The 16,157-nt window shown below is 67.9% G+C and carries 15 protein-coding genes and 6 tRNA genes; 2 read left to right on the top strand and 19 right to left on the bottom strand.

What is annotated here, in order from left to right:
- Positions 1-8 precede the first annotated feature (8 nt).
- From ACUTAG_RS08280 to ACUTAG_RS08240, 9 genes are all read right to left on the bottom strand, one after another.
- Positions 9-890, bottom strand: coding sequence for an EamA family transporter (locus ACUTAG_RS08280; protein WP_035201399.1), 882 nt, complete (start codon positions 888-890; stop codon positions 9-11).
- A gap of 2 nt (positions 891-892) precedes the next feature.
- Positions 893-1,918 (bottom strand): biotin synthase BioB, encoded by a 1,026-nt coding sequence (gene bioB, locus ACUTAG_RS08275; protein ID WP_148319254.1) that lies wholly within the window; start codon positions 1,916-1,918, stop codon positions 893-895.
- A 250-nt stretch (positions 1,919-2,168) separates the two neighbouring features.
- A complete protein-coding gene (locus tag ACUTAG_RS08270; protein WP_148319252.1) occupies positions 2,169-3,716 on the bottom strand; it encodes a helix-turn-helix transcriptional regulator in 1,548 nt (515 codons plus the stop codon).
- A 173-nt stretch (positions 3,717-3,889) separates the two neighbouring features.
- Positions 3,890-3,966: transfer RNA gene (locus ACUTAG_RS08265), tRNA-Asp, on the bottom strand.
- A 75-nt stretch (positions 3,967-4,041) separates the two neighbouring features.
- A tRNA-Glu gene (locus tag ACUTAG_RS08260) sits at positions 4,042-4,117 on the bottom strand.
- Between the two features lie 45 nt (positions 4,118-4,162).
- Positions 4,163-4,238, bottom strand: a tRNA-Ala gene (locus tag ACUTAG_RS08255).
- A gap of 103 nt (positions 4,239-4,341) precedes the next feature.
- Positions 4,342-4,418: transfer RNA gene (locus tag ACUTAG_RS08250), tRNA-Asp, on the bottom strand.
- A gap of 61 nt (positions 4,419-4,479) precedes the next feature.
- Positions 4,480-4,555, bottom strand: a tRNA-Glu gene (locus ACUTAG_RS08245).
- Between the two features lie 68 nt (positions 4,556-4,623).
- Positions 4,624-4,699 (bottom strand) — tRNA-Ala (locus tag ACUTAG_RS08240).
- A gap of 312 nt (positions 4,700-5,011) precedes the next feature.
- Here ACUTAG_RS08240 and ACUTAG_RS08235 point away from each other — a divergent pair.
- Positions 5,012-6,067: an aldo/keto reductase gene (locus tag ACUTAG_RS08235; protein WP_006386660.1), complete on the top strand. Its 1,056-nt coding sequence runs from the start codon at positions 5,012-5,014 to the stop codon at positions 6,065-6,067.
- 153 nt (positions 6,068-6,220) lie between these two features.
- On the opposite strand, the gene lnt is transcribed toward ACUTAG_RS08235, so the two are convergent.
- From lnt to miaB, 5 genes are all read right to left on the bottom strand, one after another.
- A complete protein-coding gene (lnt, locus tag ACUTAG_RS08230; protein WP_054442895.1) occupies positions 6,221-7,852 on the bottom strand; it encodes an apolipoprotein N-acyltransferase in 1,632 nt (543 codons plus the stop codon).
- Complete coding sequence (locus ACUTAG_RS08225) at positions 7,849-8,739, bottom strand: HlyC/CorC family transporter (RefSeq protein WP_026385103.1); 891 nt, start codon at positions 8,737-8,739, stop codon at positions 7,849-7,851. The genes lnt and ACUTAG_RS08225 overlap by 4 nt, the downstream gene beginning before the upstream one ends.
- A 154-nt stretch (positions 8,740-8,893) precedes the next feature.
- Positions 8,894-9,367 (bottom strand): rRNA maturation RNase YbeY, encoded by a 474-nt coding sequence (gene ybeY, locus ACUTAG_RS08220; protein ID WP_006386657.1) that lies wholly within the window; start codon positions 9,365-9,367, stop codon positions 8,894-8,896.
- Entirely contained in the window at positions 9,357-10,382 is a 1,026-nt protein-coding gene (locus ACUTAG_RS08215) for a PhoH family protein (protein ID WP_026385104.1), read from the bottom strand. The genes ybeY and ACUTAG_RS08215 overlap by 11 nt, the downstream gene beginning before the upstream one ends.
- Complete coding sequence (gene miaB, locus ACUTAG_RS08210; protein WP_024070179.1) at positions 10,379-11,812, bottom strand: tRNA (N6-isopentenyl adenosine(37)-C2)-methylthiotransferase MiaB; 1,434 nt, start codon at positions 11,810-11,812, stop codon at positions 10,379-10,381. Before miaB ends, ACUTAG_RS08215 begins: the two co-directional genes overlap by 4 nt.
- A gap of 165 nt (positions 11,813-11,977) precedes the next feature.
- On the opposite strand from miaB, the gene ACUTAG_RS08205 reads away from it, so the two are divergent.
- Positions 11,978-12,739, top strand: a complete 762-nt coding sequence (locus ACUTAG_RS08205) for a phosphatase PAP2 family protein (RefSeq protein WP_148319250.1) — start codon at positions 11,978-11,980, stop codon at positions 12,737-12,739.
- Positions 12,740-12,817: 78 nt separating this feature from the next.
- Here ACUTAG_RS08205 and ACUTAG_RS08200 read toward each other — a convergent pair whose 3' ends face one another.
- The 5 genes from ACUTAG_RS08200 to secF all read right to left on the bottom strand — a co-directional run bounded on the left by ACUTAG_RS08200 (position 12,818) and on the right by secF (position 16,109).
- Positions 12,818-13,531, bottom strand: a complete 714-nt coding sequence (locus tag ACUTAG_RS08200) for an alanyl-tRNA editing protein (protein ID WP_054504745.1) — start codon at positions 13,529-13,531, stop codon at positions 12,818-12,820.
- Between the two features lie 28 nt (positions 13,532-13,559).
- Positions 13,560-14,237 (bottom strand): VOC family protein, encoded by a 678-nt coding sequence (locus tag ACUTAG_RS08195; RefSeq protein WP_446650088.1) that lies wholly within the window; start codon positions 14,235-14,237, stop codon positions 13,560-13,562.
- 90 nt (positions 14,238-14,327) lie between these two features.
- The gene (locus tag ACUTAG_RS08190; RefSeq protein ID WP_058665128.1) at positions 14,328-14,639 is read right to left on the bottom strand and encodes a helix-turn-helix domain-containing protein; all 312 of its coding nucleotides are present in this window, start codon (positions 14,637-14,639) and stop codon (positions 14,328-14,330) included.
- Positions 14,636-15,004, bottom strand: coding sequence for a type II toxin-antitoxin system RelE/ParE family toxin (locus tag ACUTAG_RS08185; protein WP_006386650.1), 369 nt, complete (start codon positions 15,002-15,004; stop codon positions 14,636-14,638). The genes ACUTAG_RS08190 and ACUTAG_RS08185 overlap by 4 nt, the downstream gene beginning before the upstream one ends.
- A gap of 169 nt (positions 15,005-15,173) precedes the next feature.
- Positions 15,174-16,109, bottom strand: a complete 936-nt coding sequence (secF, locus tag ACUTAG_RS08180) for a protein translocase subunit SecF (protein ID WP_006386649.1) — start codon at positions 16,107-16,109, stop codon at positions 15,174-15,176.
- Between the last annotated feature and the right edge of the window lie 48 nt (positions 16,110-16,157).

The raw sequence follows: 16,157 nt of genomic DNA, 5'->3' as shown, positions 1-16,157 counted from the left end.
GCCGCGATTCACCAGGGCGCCATCAGCACGATGGCCGCCAGCGCCAGGGCCAGGCCGACGCCATTCAGGCGCGTCAGCGGCTCGCGGAACACCAGCGTTCCGACCAGCGTGCCCAGCGTGATCACGCCCATGTTCATGGACGCGAACACCAGAGCGGGGTGCTCCGGCAGCGCCTGGTGCGCGCGGATGTAGGTGATGATGTTGCCGAAATTCACCGCGCCCAGCGCCACGCCGGCCGCCAGGTGGCGCGGCGCCCAGCGTGCGCGGCGCCACAGCAGGTAGGCCAGCATCAGCGCGCTGGACAGCGCGAACGCCAGCAACAGGCCGCCCGCGAACGCGGTGCCGGCGCGCGCCATCTGCTTGAACAGGATATCCACCACGCCGTAGGCGACCCACACCGCCAGCGGCCACAGCCACAGTGCGCGGCGGTGCGCGGCGTCCATTGCGCCCGGGGCCGCCGCGTCCGTGGCGGCGGGCCGGCGCAGCAGGCAGAACAGCGCGGCGAAGGCCAGCGCGATGGCGCCCAGCTTGCGGCCGCTGACCGGCTCGCCGAACAGCAGGAACGCCGCCAGCAGGGGAATGAACAAGGACAGCCGCTGGGCCGCGTCGCTGCGCACCACGCCGGCATGGCGCACCGCCAGCGCCATCGCCATGAAGCCGCTCGGCAGCAGCAGGCCCAGCGCCAGCAGCACGGCCCACGGCGTCTGCGGCGTCAGCAGCGCGGCCGGATCCGGCCGCAGCACGACCCAGCAGAGCAGGGCGGCGACCGCGTGGTTCACCATGATGGCCTGGCGCACGTCCAGCTGCCAGCGCCGTGCCAGCTTCAGCATCGCCGCCACGGCGACGCTGCAGGCGACGCTGGCCAGCAGGTAGAACAGGCCGGGCGCCAGCGTCACGCCGAGATATCCTGGCGCGCGTGGTGGTGCGCGTGCTGGCCGGCGTCGATGCGCATGCCCAGGCGTTGCAGCAGGCGCTGGTCCGCCTCCATGCGCGGGTTGCCGGTGGTCAGCAGCACGTCGCCGTAGAACATCGAATTGGCGCCCGCCATGAAGCACAGCGCCTGCATGGCGTCGTCCATGGCTTCGCGCCCGGCCGACAGGCGCACCATGGCGCGCGGCATGGTGATACGGGCCACCGCGATGGTGCGCACGAACTCGAACGGATCAAGCGGCTCGGCATCGGCCAGTGGCGTGCCCTCCACCCGCATCAGGTTGTTGATCGGCACCGATTCGGGGTAGGGCTCCATGTTGGCCAATTGCGCGATCAGGCCGGCGCGCTCCTGGCGCGATTCGCCCATGCCGACGATGCCGCCGCAGCAGACGTTGATGCCGGCGCCGCGCACCCGTTCCAGGGTGTCCAGGCGGTCCTGGTAGGTGCGGGTGGTGACGACCTTGCCGTAGAACTCGGGCGCAGTGTCCAGGTTGTGGTTGTAGTAGTCCAGGCCGGCGTCCTTGAGCTGTTCGGCCTGGCCCTCGCGCAGCATGCCCAGCGTGACGCAGGTCTCCAAGCCCAGCGCCTTGACCGCGCTGACCATCTCGGCCACGGCTTCCAGGTGATGCGGCTTGGGGCTGCGCCAGGCCGCGCCCATGCAGAAGCGCTGCGCGCCGCCGGCCTGCGCGGCGCGCGCCGCCGCCAGCACCTCGTCCAGCGGCATCAGCTTTTCGGCTTCCAGGCCGGTGTCGTAGCGCGACGACTGCGAGCAGTAGCCGCAGTCCTCGGGACAGCCGCCGGTCTTGATCGACAGCAGGCTCGACAGCTGGATGCCGTTGGGATCGAAATGGGCGCGGTGCGTCTGCTGGGCGCGATACACCAAGTCCATGAACGGCAAGTCGTAGAGCTCCATCACGGCGGCGCTGCTCCAGGCGGACGCGGGTTGCGGCCGGGACAGCTTGGGAACGGGAATGTAGGCGGTCTGCATCAACGGACTCCAGGAAGGCTTGCGGGGATCGCGCCGCGCGCCTTGGCGGGGCGGCTTGATCGGCGGATCGTAAGAAGCTGCGCAGGGTTTGCGCAATCTCGGGCCTGTCCGTGTTTTTGCGGGTACGTTGGAGGCGATTTCGGTGGTTATGGCGTTTTTTAGAGGGGATGCGGATCTAACGCGGCGCCATCTTCGCGCAGCCGTAACCCCGGATTATTTTGATTCAATTTGTAAATCCACGCGCCCGGCATCAGCCTTGGCCGGCTTTGCCCCGGGTCCGCGGCTTTTCGTGGCCGGTGATGCCGCGGTCGCGGGCCCACACGATCGCCGCGCTGCGGCGGTGTACCCCGATCTTGCTGTAGATGGTGGCCACGTGGTTGCGCACGGTATTGCGCGACAGGCGCAGTTGGCGCGCGATACCGTCGTCGTCGTGCCCCTGGCACAGCAGGCCCAACACCTCGCGTTCGCGCGCCGTCAGTTGCGCCAGGTCGGCCACGTCGCGTGACGCCGGTGCCGGCGCGCGCAGTTGCGCCAGCTTTTCGATGATGCCGCGGCTGAACCATGACGTGTCCTGCATCACCGCCTCGATCGCGGCCAGCAGTTCGGTCTCGCTGCGCTTGCGTTCGCTGATGTCCTGCATCACCAGCAGCACGCGGCGCTCGCCGCCGATCATGACCGGTTCGGCGGACGCCAGGCAGTCGAGCTGGCCGCCATCGGCCGCGACCAGCATGGCCTCGCGGTTGCGCACGCTCTCGCCGCGCGCCAGGCTCTCGGCCATGCCTTCGGACGGACGCAGGCCCAGCGCGGTCAGTTCGCGGCCGACGGCATCCTCGGGCGAGACGCCCACGGCCTGGGCAAAGGCGTCGTTCAGGTCCAGCGCGCGCAGCGACTCGCCTTCGCACAGCGCCATGGGCACCGGCGCCAGCCGGAAGGCCTTGGAAAAGCGCTCCTCGCTGTGTTGCAGGGCCTCTTCCGCGCGCTTGCGCTTTTCCAGGTCGATGAAGGTGAACAGCATGCACGGCTCGCCCTGCATGTCGATCGGCTGGCCGGCGACGATGACGAACCTGGCGCCACCGTCGCCCAGCCGCAGCACGCCTTCGCGCTGGCTGATGGTCAGGCCGGCGTTCAGCTTGGCCACCGCGTCGTCCTTGTCCTCGCCGCCGTCCAGCACGTCGAGTTCGTAGGCCGACTTGCCCAGCACGGCCTCGCGCGGCAGCCCCGTCATGTCCAGGAAGCCCTGGTTCACTTTCACGTAGCGCAGGTCGGACAGCCGGCAGATCAGTGCCGGCGCGGGATTGGCGGCGAAGGTGCGTTCGAAGCGCTGTTCGGCGTTGAACGCCTCGGTCTGGTCGTCCAGGATCAGCACGCGGTAGTCGGCGTCGTCGTCTTCGAGCAGCAGGCCGCGCGCGCGGATGTTGCGCAGGAAGTCGGGGTCGTCCTTGCGGGTCAGGTCCAGCAGCAGGTCGTCGAAGGCGGCGCCCGCGGCCAGCAGATCCAGCGGATACTGCCGGGCCGGCACGCGGTGGTGGTTGCGGTAGGTCAGCGCATAGCGCTTGCGGTAGCCGGCGGGGGTGTTGCCCAACGCCTCCAATGTATCGATGCCATGCAGCGCCAGCGCGCTGGCGTTGGCCCAGGCGATGGCGCCATTGGCTTCGAGCAGGATGATGCCTTCGTTCAAGCCTGCGATGATGCGTTGCAGGTGCTGGCGATGCGCGTGCGGGGCGGCGTTGCTGGGGGTCACGTGGGCCTCTTGGCTTGGCTGGCACAAGCGCACAGGATGCGTTGCGCGGCGCGCCATGTCCAGAGGATAAACGGACGAGATGGGGGAAGGGGGCGGCACGGCGCTTGCTGCCGCGCAAAGCAAAAAAGCCCCGGAATCCGGAGCTTTTGGCGGGCGCCTTCTGGCGCAGTGCAGGAAGACTCCTGCGGAACAACTGGATCTTGCGGCTTGCTGGGATGCACGCAAGTGCTTGGCGGAGCGGACGGGGCTCGAACCCGCGACCCCCGGCGTGACAGGCCGGTATTCTAACCAACTGAACTACCGCTCCGCAGCGGCTTACTTCACTTCTGGCATGTCGTCTTGTCAGGACGATCCTGCAGGTCCGGTCGGCGAGCCAGCGAACTGGCGTCCCCTAGGGGATTCGAACCCCTGTACTCACCGTGAAAGGGTGATGTCCTAGGCCTCTAGACGAAGGGGACCGGAAACTGCAACTGCTCGAACTACTGTACTACTTACTGCTTTACTGGTGGAGGTAAGCGGGATCGAACCGCTGACCTCTTGCATGCCATGCAAGCGCTCTCCCAGCTGAGCTATACCCCCCAGAATCCCTGCCGTTCCAACCTGCAAACAACAAGGCTTACACCCTATAAATGCAAAAAGCCCCGAGGACGGAGCTCTTGAAAGGCACTGCGTAGAGCGCTTTTGGCGGAGCGGACGGGGCTCGAACCCGCGACCCCCGGCGTGACAGGCCGGTATTCTAACCAACTGAACTACCGCTCCGCAGCGGCATACTCAACTACTGTGTCACTTCAACTGCATCTTGTACTGCTGCCAGTAAGACTGGCGTCCCCTAGGGGATTCGAACCCCTGTACTCACCGTGAAAGGGTGATGTCCTAGGCCTCTAGACGAAGGGGACTTGGACTTGCGTCGTGCTTTACTACTGCACTATTTTTACTGCACTATTTACTACTCTTCGCTTTGGACTGGTGGAGGTAAGCGGGATCGAACCGCTGACCTCTTGCATGCCATGCAAGCGCTCTCCCAGCTGAGCTATACCCCCGTTTTTCTAATCAACTCCAGCCACGTTTTACGTTTTTCCGAACGCTTTCACGCTCGTTTTTTCGTATCTCGTTGCCGGTTTTGTTTAGTGCCGTTGGCGAAGAAACGAGATTATGCACGAACTAAATTCGGCGTGCAAGTCGGTTCGATGCAAAAAATGAAAAAGTTGCGTGGAAGTCGCTTTCAAGGGGACGCATGCGCGGGAAGCCGGAGATAAATCAAGGGTTTGCGCGAATGCTATCGTGGGGAAGGTCGCGGGCGCGCACAATGTGTATCCCGCCATGATGTCTTGCCGGCAGGAGAATTCTTTCGCATGAGCACCCGGACTTCCTTTCCGACGCGCCAGTTGGGGCGCAGCGACATGTTCATCACGCGGATTGGCGTGGGCGCCTGGGCCATGGGCGGCAACGCCTGGGCCATCGGCTGGGGCCCGCAGGACGACGGCGATTCGATCGCCGCGATCCGCCTGGCGGTGGACCGCGGCATCAACTGGATCGACACCGCCGCCGTCTACGGGCTGGGCCATGCCGAGGAAGTGGTCGGGCGGGCGCTGGCGCAGATGAGCCCCGGCGACCGGCCCTACGTCTTCACCAAGTGCGGCCTGACCTGGTCCCCCGACCAGCCGCGGGCCACGCCGCGACGCAATGGCGCGCCGGCCAGCATCCGCCGTGAAATCGAAGGCTCCTTGCAACGCCTGGGCGTGGAACGGATCGACCTCTACCAGATGCACTGGCCGGCCGGCGACGGCACGCCGCTCGAAGCCTATTGGCAGGAACTGCTCGACCTGAAGCAGGAAGGCAAGGTGCGCGCGGTGGGCCTGTCCAACCACAACCTGGCGCAGTTGCAGGACGCCGAGACGCTCGGCCACGTCGACTCGCTGCAGCCGCCGTTCTCGGCGATCCAGCGCGGGGCGGCCAACGACCTGATTCCGTGGTGCGCGCAGAACGGCACCGGTGTCATCGTCTACAGCCCGATGCAGTCGGGCCTGCTCAGCGGCGCCTTTTCCGCCGCGCGGGCGCAGGCCCTGGGCGCGGATGACTGGCGTTCCCGCAACGCCGAATTCCAGGCGCCCAACCTGGCGCGCAACCTGGCCCTGGCCGAAGCGCTCAAGCCCATCGCCGAACGCCACGGCACCACCCAGGCGGCGGTGGCCATTGCCTGGACGCTGGCGTGGCCGGGCGTCACCGGCGCCATCGTCGGCATGCGCAACGCGGCCCAGGTCGATGGCGTGCTGGGCGCGGCCGAACTGGAGCTGGACAGCGACGACATGGCGCGCATCGCCGACGCGATCGAGCTGACGGGCGCGGGCGCGGGACCATTGCGGCCGCTCGACGACAGCGGCGCGCTGCCGGTCAATCTGTTGCGCTAGGGGCGCGCCAGGACAGGCGCTGGCAGTAAAGGCGCGGCCGGTAAAGGCACGGCCGGTAAAGGCACGGCCGGTAAAGGCGTGGCCGGCAAGGGGGCGGCCTGCAAAGGCCTGTGAAGTGGAACCGGGCCAGGCAGAACCCGGCCCGTTCCTGGTTCAGGGACGACGCGCGCGGCGGCTGCCGAAGGCGGCGATGAGGGCCAGGCCGATCAGCGCCAGCGCCGACTTGTCGCCGAAGCGGGCGTAGGGCGTCAGGCCCGTCATGCCCTGCACCGACACCGGCAGCACGCCCGGCTGCAGCGGCGCCAGTTGCGCCGCCACGCGGCCCTTGGCGTCGATGGCCGCGGTGATGCCGGTGTTGGTGGAGGTCAGCATGGGGCGCGCGGTTTCGATCGTGCGCAGGCGCCCGATCTGCAGATGCTGGCGCAGGGCCCACGTATCGCCGAACCAGCCCAGGTTGCTGACGTTGACCAGGATGGTCGCGCCCGGTTCGCCATTGGCGCCCGGTTGCAGCGCCGGCAGCAGGTCGGGACCGAACAGGTCTTCGTAGCAGATGTTGAAGGCGATGTGCTGGCCGCCCACCGCGAACGGCGTCTGGCGCTCGGGGCCGCGGTCGAAATCGCCCAGCGGGATGTTCAGCATGTCGACGAACCAGTGAAAGCCCGGCGGCACGTATTCGCCCCAAGGCACCAGGTGGCGCTTGTCGTAGCGCATGGCGGTGCTGCCGCCGGTCAGCTGTTCCAGCGGCGTCTGGCCGTCGAAACCCATGACGCTGTTGGTGTAGCGGTCGCGGCCATTGCGCACGTCGTGGATCGGCACGCCCATGGCGATCACGGCGTTCTGCCGCGCCGCCACCTGGCGCCAGACGTCCCAGACGCGGGGATCGAGCTGGTCCTGGAAGATCGGCAGCACGGTTTCCGGCAGGATGATCATCTGTGGCGGCGGCACGCCCGCGGCCGGCGGCAGGGCCGCCAGTTCGAGGTGGCGACGCAGGCTCTGGTCCAGCAGCGCCGGGTCGAACTTCTGCGATTGTTCGATGTTGCCCTGGACCAGCCGCACGTTCAGTGCATCGCCGCTGGGCGTGGACCAGTCGATGCGCGACAGCGGCCAGCCGGCGGCGGCCAGCGCCAGCGCCACGCCGGCGGCCAGCGCCCGCCGGCCGTCGCGCGCTTGTTTCCGGTCGCCCGCCGGGCGCCACAGGCTGGCGATGGCGGCGGCGGCGAAGGCCGCCACCAGCGCCATGCCATGCACGCCCAGCAGCGGCGCCCAGCCGGCGATGGGGCTGTCGACCTGCGCGTAGCCGATGTTGAGCCAGGGAAAGCCGGTCAGCAGCACCGCGCGGACCCATTCGAAGCCGGCCCACAGCGCGCCCCAGGCCAGCGTGCCGGACAGCACGCGGCCCGGCGCCGAGTCGGCCGTCAGCGGCACGTAGCGCCGCGCCAGCGCGCCGGCCGTGGCCGGGAACAGCGCCAGGAAGGCGGACAGCGCCAGCACCGCGGCCACCGCCAGCGGCGCGGCCAGGTCGCCGTAGCGGTGCAGGCTGATGAAGATCCAGTACAGCCCCAGCGCGTAGGTGGCGAAGCTGAACAGCCAGCCGCGCAGCCAGGCCTGGCGGGCCGAGGGCGCGTACAGGGTGACGCGGGCGGCCACCGCCAGCGCCAGCACCTGGGTGATGGCCAGCGCCCAGCCCGGCAGCGGACCGGGGGCGAAGGTGAGGGCCTGGACGGCGCCGGCCAGCGTCAGGCCGGCCGCGCCCAGCAGGAACGGACCGCGGGAGGCGCGGCTCATGCGTCGGTATCGGGCGGAACGCCGCGGGACGGCGCGACGCGCTTGACGCGCAGCCAGATGGCGCGGCGGGCGTCGCCGCGCGCCACTTCCAGTTTCAGGCCGTCGAATTCGGCGCTGTCGCCGCGGCGCGGGATGCGGCCCAACTGGCCGCCCATCCAGCCGCCGACGCTGTCGTATTCGTCGTCGGGCAACTGGCAGCCGAACACGTCATTGAAGTGCGAGATGTCGGTGGCGGCCAGGACGCGCCACTGGTTCTCGCCTTCGGGGAAGATCGAGTCTTCCTCGGTTTCGTCGAATTCGTCTTCGATGTCGCCGACGATCTGTTCCAGCACGTCTTCCATCGTGACCAGGCCGGAGATGCCGCCATGCTCGTCGATGACGATGGCCTGGTGGTTGCGGCTGGCGCGGAACTCGTGCAGCAGCACGTTCAGGCGCTTGGATTCGGGGATGAACACGGCCGGGCGCACCAGCGTGCGAACCTCGATGTCGGGTTCCAGCATGCAGCGCAGCAGGTCCTTGGCGAGCAGGATGCCGATGATGTTGTCGCGGTCGCCCTCGTACACCGGGAACCGCGAATGGGCGGTTTCGATCACGGTGGCCACCAGGTAGGGAATGGGCTGCGTGACGTCGAGCAGGTCCATGCGCGAGCGCGGCACCATGATGTCGCCGACGGTGCCTTCGGACACGGCCAGCGCGCCCTTGATCATCTTGTAGGACTCCGCGTCCAGCAGGTCGCGGTCATGCGCGGCTTCCAGGATGGCCTTGATGCCTTCACGGTCCTCGGGCTCGCGGCGCACGAGGGAAAGCAGGCGGTCTAGAAGGGATTTGGTGGCGGGTTTGGATGAGCGAGAGGGAGTCGCTTCGGGAGCAGGATAAGGGTCAGACATCGTCCGGGAGGACAAGTTATGGAGGGGCCAGCATAACCGAATCTGGCGCGCAATTTGTAACGCGACCCCGGAAAATGGGTCCAACCGACGCGATCTGCGCCTTGCTGGCCGCCATTTCGCGTCGATTGCTCAGGGTTGACCCCAGGCCCGTGAATCAGGCGGCAAGATAGGGATCGGCGATGCCCATGCGCGCCAGCGTGGCGGTTTCCAGCGCTTCCATGCGGCGGGCGTCGCGCGCCTTGATGTGGTCGTAGCCGAGCGAATGCAGCACGCCGTGCAGCGTCAGGTGGGCGGCGTGGTCCAGCAGCGCCTTGCGCTGCTCGCGGGCCTCGCGCACCAGCACCGGCACGCACATCACGATGTCGCCGCGCGCCACGCCCAGCGGATCGACGCCGTACTCGAAGGTCAGCACGTTGGTGGCGTAGTCGCGCTGGCGGAAGTCGCGGTTCAGGCGGCGTCCCTCGGCCGCGCCCACCAGGCGCAGGCTGAGCTCGGCGGCGCTGAATTCCACCAGGCCATCCTCGGCCGCGGCGGCCAGCGCGCGCTCGGCCCAACGGCGCAGGCGCCAGCGCGGCAGGCGGGGTTCCTCGACCCCGTACTGGACGGACAGGGACAGTTCAGGCGTCATTTTCCGCGGCCCGGTCATAGGCATCGACGATGCGCGCCACCAGCGGATGGCGCACCACGTCGCGGCTGGTGAAGCGGGTGGTGGCGATGCCCTGCACGTCGTGCAGCACCTTGACCGCGTGCGCCAGGCCGCTTTCCTGGCCGCGCGGCAGGTCCACCTGCGACGGGTCGCCGGTGATGACGGCCTTGCTGCCGAAGCCGATGCGCGTCAGGAACATCTTCATCTGCTCCGGCGTGGTGTTCTGCGCCTCGTCCAGGATGACGAAGGCGTGGTTCAGCGTGCGGCCGCGCATGTAGGCCAGCGGGGCGATCTCGATGGTCTGCTTCTCGAACAGCCGCTGCACCTTCTCGAAACCCATCAGGTCGTACAGGGCGTCGTACAGCGGGCGCAGGTAAGGGTCGACCTTCTGCGCCAGGTCGCCGGGCAGGAAGCCCAGGCGCTCGCCGGCCTCGACCGCCGGGCGCGTCAGCACCAGGCGCTGCACCGTGTCGCGCTCCATCGCATCGATGGCGCAGGCCACCGCCAGCCAGGTCTTGCCGGTGCCGGCCGGACCCACGCCGAAGGTGATGTCGTGCTTGAGGATGTTGTTCAGGTAGTCGCGCTGGCGCGGCGTGCGCGGCCGCAGGTCGCTGCGCTTGGTGCGTAGGGCGATGGCGTCGCTGTCGTCGTCCAGCGACGGCAGCGGATCGGCCTCGCGGGCCGGCGCGTCCTGCAGCTTTTCTTCCTGGCGGCCGACGCCGATCTCGACCAGCCCCAGCTGGATGTCGTCGACCGACAGGGCGCGGTGCACCGCCTGCTCGTGGAAACGGCGCAGCACGCGGCCGGCCAGTTCGGCCTTGTCGCCTTCGATGGTGACGCGGCTGCCGCGGCGCGAGAGCTTCACGCCCATGCCGTCGGCGAGCTGGCGCAGGTTCTCGTCCAGCGGGCCGCACAGGTTGGCCAGGTGGGTGTTGTCGCCGTCCAGGGTGACGACGACGGGCATGCTGCGGCGGGCGCGGGGGCGGGAAGTGGTCATTCGGCCTCTTGGGGATCGCGGTCGACGTCGGCCACGCGGGCGCGCAACGAGTTGGTGTGCGCCTCGGTGATGATGACGTCGACCATCTGTCCGATGAGCCGCGCGGGCGCGGCGAAATTGACGATGCGGTTGTTCTCGGTGCGGCCCATCAGCTCGTTCGGATCGCGCCGCGACGGGCCTTCGACCAGCAGGCGCTGGCGGGTGCCGATCATGTTGCGGGCGATGGCGGCGGCCTGCTCGTTGATCAGCGCCTGCAGGCGCTGCAGGCGGCGTAGCTTGACGTCCTGCGGGGTGTCGTCGTGCAGGTCGGCGGCCGGCGTGCCGGGGCGGCGCGAGTAGACGAACGAGAACGAGGTGTCGAAACCGACGTCCTCGATCAGCTTCATGGTCTTTTCGAAGTCTTCCTCGGTTTCGCCGGGGAAGCCGACGATGAAGTCCGACGACAGCGTCAGGTCGGGACGCGCGGCGCGCAGGCGGCGCACCACCGACTTGAACTCCAGCGTGGTGTAGCCGCGCTTCATGGCCGCCAGCACGCGGTCGCTGCCGGCCTGCACCGGCAGGTGCAGGAACGACACCAGCTTGGGCAGGCGGGCGTAGGCGTCCACCATGCGCTGGGTCATTTCCTTGGGGTGCGAGGTGGTGTAGCGGATGCGTTCGATGCCGGGGATCTCGTGCACGTATTCCAGCAGCATGGCGAAATCGGCGATTTCGCCGCTGTCGCTCATGCGGCCGCGGTAGGCGTTGACGTTCTGGCCCAGCAGGGTGACTTCCTTGACGCCCTGGTCGGCCAGGTCGGCCACTTCGACCAGCACGTCGTCGAACGGACGCGAGACTTCCTCGCCGCGCGTGTACGGCACGACGCAGAAGCTGCAGTACTTGCTACAGCCTTCCATGATCGAGACGAAGGCGGTGGCGCCCTCGACCCGCGGCGGCGGCATGTTGTCGAACTTCTCGATCTCCGGGAAGCTGATGTCGACCTGCGAGCGGCCCTCGGCGCGGCGGCGCTGGATCAGGTCGGGCAGGCGGTGCAGGGTCTGCGGGCCGAACACCACGTCCACGTAGGGCGCGCGCTTGACGATGGCCTCGCCTTCCTGGCTGGCGACACAGCCGCCCACGCCGATCACCAGGTTCGGGTTGGTCTTTTTCAGGTGCTGCACGCGGCCCAGGTCGGAAAAGACCTTTTCCTGGGCCTTTTCGCGCACCGAACAGGTGTTGAACAGGATGACGTCGGCGTCTTCCGGGTTGTCGGTCAGCTCCAGCCCCTGGTCGCCGCGCAGCACGTCGGCCATCTTGTCCGAGTCGTACTCGTTCATCTGGCAACCAAAGGTGCGGATGTACAGCTTGCGGGGGGCGCCGGTGGCGGGGGCGGGCGGGACGGCGGCGGCGCCGTCTTGCGCGTGGGGCACGCGCTTGAGGGAAGTTTCTTGCATGTCGGTCGCCGTGACGGGTGTAGATCCCGGGGGCAGTGGAGAGGGGAAAAGCGGAATTTTACCCCTTGCTGCAAATTTCCTTCATGCGGACGCAATGCAGGGTTACGATAGCTGGCCCTCGCCGATTCCCTTTCCGAGAACAATTATCTTTACGCGACCGGTCCGATGACGACGAATCCCTCCCTTCCGCCGGCCGCCACGCTCGCGCCCGGCGCCGCGGCCGCCGCGACGGACGAGTTCCGCAATCCGCTGTCGACCTCCGCCTGGCTGCTGGCCGGTCTCGGGGTGGCGCTGGTGGCCGCGGTCTGCGCCCTGTGGGTCGACCTGCCGCTGGCGATCTGGATCCGGCAATCGGTCAGCGACGGGGTCAATACCTCGTTCGAGTGGATCGGTGAAATGGGCGAAAGCGGCCGCTACATCGGCGTGGCGCTGGCGTTCTACATCGTCGGCCTGGTCGGCCTGGCGCGCGGCTGGCGCAATCCGGTGCGCATGAGCTACGCCAGCATGGCGCGCGGCAGCCTGCTGATGCTGTCGACCATGGCGGTCGGCGGGCTGGTGGTGCTGGTGCTCAAGCGCTCGGTGGCGCGGGCCCGTCCCGAGCTGTTCTTCGAGAAGGGCATCTACGGGCTGGGCGAATCGTTCTCGCGCGCCAACCAGTTCAATTCCTTTCCGTCCAGCCACACCTATGCCGCCTTCGCCGTGGCGGTGGTGCTGGGCATCCTGGCGCCGCGCTGGCGCTGGGCCTTCCTGTCGCTGGCCGCGCTGGTGGCGACCAGCCGCCTGGTCAACCTGGACCACTACCTGTCCGACGTGTTGACCGCCGCCGCGATCGCCATCGCGGTCGGGCACTTGCTGGCGCCCCGGGTGCTCTGTAGCAAGTACCAGTGGCCGCTGCGCGCGCCGTGGCGCTGGTGGAAGAAGGGCTGAGCGCGCCGCGAGGCGCCGCCGACGGACTTCAATGAAAATGGCCGCCATGCAGGCGGCCATTTTCATTGGCGGCAGGGTTCAGGCGAACGCCACCACCACGCGGCGGTTGGTGCGGCTTTTCTTTTCGATCTTGGTGACGGTCACCGCGCCGATTTCGCCCGTGTTGGCCACGTGCGTGCCGCCACAGGGCTGGCGATCCACGCCTGGAATCTCGATGATGCGGATGCGTTCCGTGCCGGCCGGAGGCGCCGCGCCGATGGTGCGCACCAGGTCCGGCTGGGCCGCCAGCTCCTCGGGCGTGATGGCGTTGACCGTGACGTCGGTGGCGGCCGTGATCAGCGCGTTCAGGCGCTCGGTCAGGTCGGCCTTGTCCAGCGTCGACTCGGGCAGGTCGAAGTCGATGCGCGCCGAGTCGGGCGAGATGCTGCATCCCGTGACCGGCGCGGGCACCAGCGCGCCGAGCAGGTGCAGGCAGGTGTGCAGCCGCATCAGCCGGTGGCGCCGGGGCCAGTCGATGGCCACGGTGACGCGTTCGCCCACTGGTGGCGGCGCCACGCCTTCGGCCAGCACGTGCACGATGCGGCGACGCTCGTCGGCGTAGACCGTGTCGGTCAGCGCCAGCACCCGGCCGTCGGCCAGGGTCAGCGTGCCGCTGTCGCCCGCCTGGCCGCCGCTGCGGGCGTAGCAGACGGTCTGGTCCAGTTCGACGCCGTCGGCGCCGACGGCGATGACGGTGGCCTCGCACTGCCGTTCATAGGGCGCGTCGTCGAAGCGCTTGAGGGTGACGCTCATGGGGATGTCTCCGTGTCCGTTGTTCGTATCAGACCAGGGTCTTGATGCCCTGCGGGGTTTCGATGGTGGCGCGCAGGCACGGCGCGCCGTCGGCCTGTTCGACCGTGATGAGATGCTCGGCGCCCAGCCATGCCAGCCCCTGGCGCAGCAGCGCCGCGCGCGGGTGGGTGCCGGCCAGCGCCACCAGGGCCAGCGGTTGGGGCGGCAGGCTGACGCCGGGATAGGCGTCCACATCCCACTGGATCAGCGTCGGCAGCAGGCCGTCGCCGGCCGTTGCGCCCGCTTCGCGCCAGGCCGGCAGGCTGCCGTCGTCGGGCACGGTAAGGCGCCAGCGCAGGTCGCCGCGGGTCATGGGGATGGCGGGCGCGATGCGATCGGGGTGCCGCGCCTGCCATGCGCTCAGGTCAGCGGGCGCCTCGACTCGCGCCGCCCAATGCGCCAGGAACGGCCCTTCGGCCAGGCGCGCCCGCATGGCCGCCTGATCCAGCCCAAACCAGCGCGGCCGCTGCGGCGCGGGCGCGCCCGGGTCGATGGCGATCACTTCCAGGTACACGCCGCCCGCCATGCCCAGCACGCGGTTGTGGGTGCCCATGCGCGGATGCGCGCCGCCGCCCGTGGGGGCGATGCCCAGCAGGCCGGCCACGTGGCGAGTGCCGCTGTCCAGGTCCGCGGCGGCGACGACGAGATGATCGAGAGCGAGTTTCATGAGGCCTATGGTAGCGAATACGGCGGCAGCCGTACCCGTACACCCAGTGGGCGGAGCGTCTGTACAGTGCGGGGCTGCCTCCCGCTCGTGCTAGGCCGCGACGCTGATCCCGGCAGTGTCGGATTGCCTTGCCTTGCGTACCCGTATCTCCACGTGCTGGTCCAGCGCGACCAGGGCTCGCATCAGCCGCTCCAGCGAGATGTTCTGTAATTGATAGCGGCGAATCTGGGAGACCTTGGGCTGGGTCATGCCGGTCAGGGCGGCAACCTGGGCCTGGGTGAGCTGGCGCTGGTCGATCAGATCGTTGAGCTTGATGGCGAGCTGCGCCTGGGTGGTCAGATCGGCGGCGTCGTCAAAGCCGAGGTCATGCAGAACATTCAGGGTGCCGGTAGTACGCGTCATGGTTGTCTCTTGTGGGGCCCATAGCGGGCCTGAACCTGTTTGAGCCGCCGGGTGATCAGGGCAATGTCGGGCCGCGGCGTGGAAACGCCCGATTTGGACTTCTTCTGGAATGCATGCAGTACATGCACGCCGTTGCCGATGCGTATCAGGTAGACGGCGCGGAACGTATCGCCCCGATGATCGTCGACCAGTTCAAACACGCCCGGCCCCAGTCCGTGCCATGGTTTGGACGCGGCCGGTCGCCGGCCCGACTGCACGATGAACAGACTCATCCCCAAGTGTTTCTGAACGGCCAGCGGGAAGGTCTGGAAGTCTTTTTTCGAGGAACCTTCCCAATACAGGGGGCGAGGGAGTTCGATAAACATGAATATACCTGTTCGGATATAACTGTCAACCTCCGTGGCGACGGCTTTGGCAAAGGTATCCGCATGTAGGACGGGCGGCTATTCGTAGTGACCGAGGGCCCTGCGCCAGGCTCGTCCGCCCATAAAAAAACCCGCCACATCGGGCGGGTCTTGCGGGGCGGGAAGCGGCTCAGGCGACTTCGCCTTCCTCGCCTTCCTTCTTGACCGGCTTGACCAGGTCTTCGCGCTTGACGCCCATCCACATGGCCAGCGCGGCGGCGACGAACACCGACGAGTAGATGCCGAACCAGATGCCGATGGTCAGGGCCATGGCGAAGTAGTGCAGGGTGGGGCCGCCGAAGAACAGCATCGCCAGCACCATCATCTGGGTCGAGCCGTGGGTGATGATGGTGCGCGAGATGGTCTGCGTGATGGCGCTGTTGATGACTTCCTGCACGTCCGCCTTGCGGTACTTGCGGAAGTTCTCGCGGATCCGGTCCATGATGACCACGGATTCGTTCACCGAGTAGCCCAGCACCGCCAGCACGCCGGCCAGCACCGACAGCGAGAATTCCCACTGGAAGAAGGCGAAGAAGCCCAGGATGATGACCACGTCGTGCAGGTTGGCGATCACACCGGCCACGGCGAACTTCCATTCGAAGCGGAAGCCCAGGTAGACCATGATGCCGATGACCACCACCAGCAGCGCCATCAGGCCGTTGTGCAGCAGTTCCTGGCCCACCTGCGGACCGACGAATTCGACGCGGCGCAGTTCCACGCCCTGGTCGGCGGCCTTGAGCGCGGCCATGACGGTCTCGCTCTGGGTGGCGGACGTCTGGCCTTCCTGCAGGGGCAGGCGGATCATGACGTCGTGCGAGGTGCCGAAGTTCTGCACCTGGAAGTCGGTGTAGCCCAGCTTCGAGACCACGCCGCGCACGTTTTCAAGCTGCGCCGTCTGGGCGTAGTTGACTTCCATGACCGTGCCGCCGGTGAATTCGATCGACAGGTGAAAGCCGCGCGTGAGGATGAAGAAGACCGCCGCCACGAAGGTGACGAGGCTGATGATGTTCAGCACCAGCGCGTGGCGCATGAACGGGATGGTGCGGTGAATCCGGAAAAATTCCATGTTTTGCCCTGGCTATTCGGTGGCGGGCGGCATGGCCGCCCGCAAGCA

Source organism: Achromobacter sp. CSND-B12 (genome assembly GCF_052906545.1).
This window is presented reverse-complemented; position numbering and strand designations above follow the sequence as displayed.

Coding starts and splice junctions, on each gene's coding strand:
- bioB (WP_148319254.1), bottom strand. CDS start 1,918: ATGCAGACCGCCTACATTCCCGTTCCCAAGCTGTCCCGGCCGCAACCC.
- ACUTAG_RS08270 (WP_148319252.1), bottom strand. CDS start 3,716: ATGGCGCGCCGCGCAACGCATCCTGTGCGCTTGTGCCAGCCAAGCCAA.
- ACUTAG_RS08235 (WP_006386660.1), top strand. CDS start 5,012: ATGAGCACCCGGACTTCCTTTCCGACGCGCCAGTTGGGGCGCAGCGAC.
- lnt (WP_054442895.1), bottom strand. CDS start 7,852: ATGAGCCGCGCCTCCCGCGGTCCGTTCCTGCTGGGCGCGGCCGGCCTG.
- ACUTAG_RS08225 (WP_026385103.1), bottom strand. CDS start 8,739: ATGTCTGACCCTTATCCTGCTCCCGAAGCGACTCCCTCTCGCTCATCC.
- ybeY (WP_006386657.1), bottom strand. CDS start 9,367: ATGACGCCTGAACTGTCCCTGTCCGTCCAGTACGGGGTCGAGGAACCC.
- ACUTAG_RS08215 (WP_026385104.1), bottom strand. CDS start 10,382: ATGACCACTTCCCGCCCCCGCGCCCGCCGCAGCATGCCCGTCGTCGTC.
- miaB (WP_024070179.1), bottom strand. CDS start 11,812: ATGCAAGAAACTTCCCTCAAGCGCGTGCCCCACGCGCAAGACGGCGCC.
- ACUTAG_RS08205 (WP_148319250.1), top strand. CDS start 11,978: ATGACGACGAATCCCTCCCTTCCGCCGGCCGCCACGCTCGCGCCCGGC.
- ACUTAG_RS08200 (WP_054504745.1), bottom strand. CDS start 13,531: ATGAGCGTCACCCTCAAGCGCTTCGACGACGCGCCCTATGAACGGCAG.
- ACUTAG_RS08195 (WP_446650088.1), bottom strand. CDS start 14,237: ATGAAACTCGCTCTCGATCATCTCGTCGTCGCCGCCGCGGACCTGGAC.
- ACUTAG_RS08190 (WP_058665128.1), bottom strand. CDS start 14,639: ATGACGCGTACTACCGGCACCCTGAATGTTCTGCATGACCTCGGCTTT.
- ACUTAG_RS08185 (WP_006386650.1), bottom strand. CDS start 15,004: ATGTTTATCGAACTCCCTCGCCCCCTGTATTGGGAAGGTTCCTCGAAA.
- secF (WP_006386649.1), bottom strand. CDS start 16,109: ATGGAATTTTTCCGGATTCACCGCACCATCCCGTTCATGCGCCACGCG.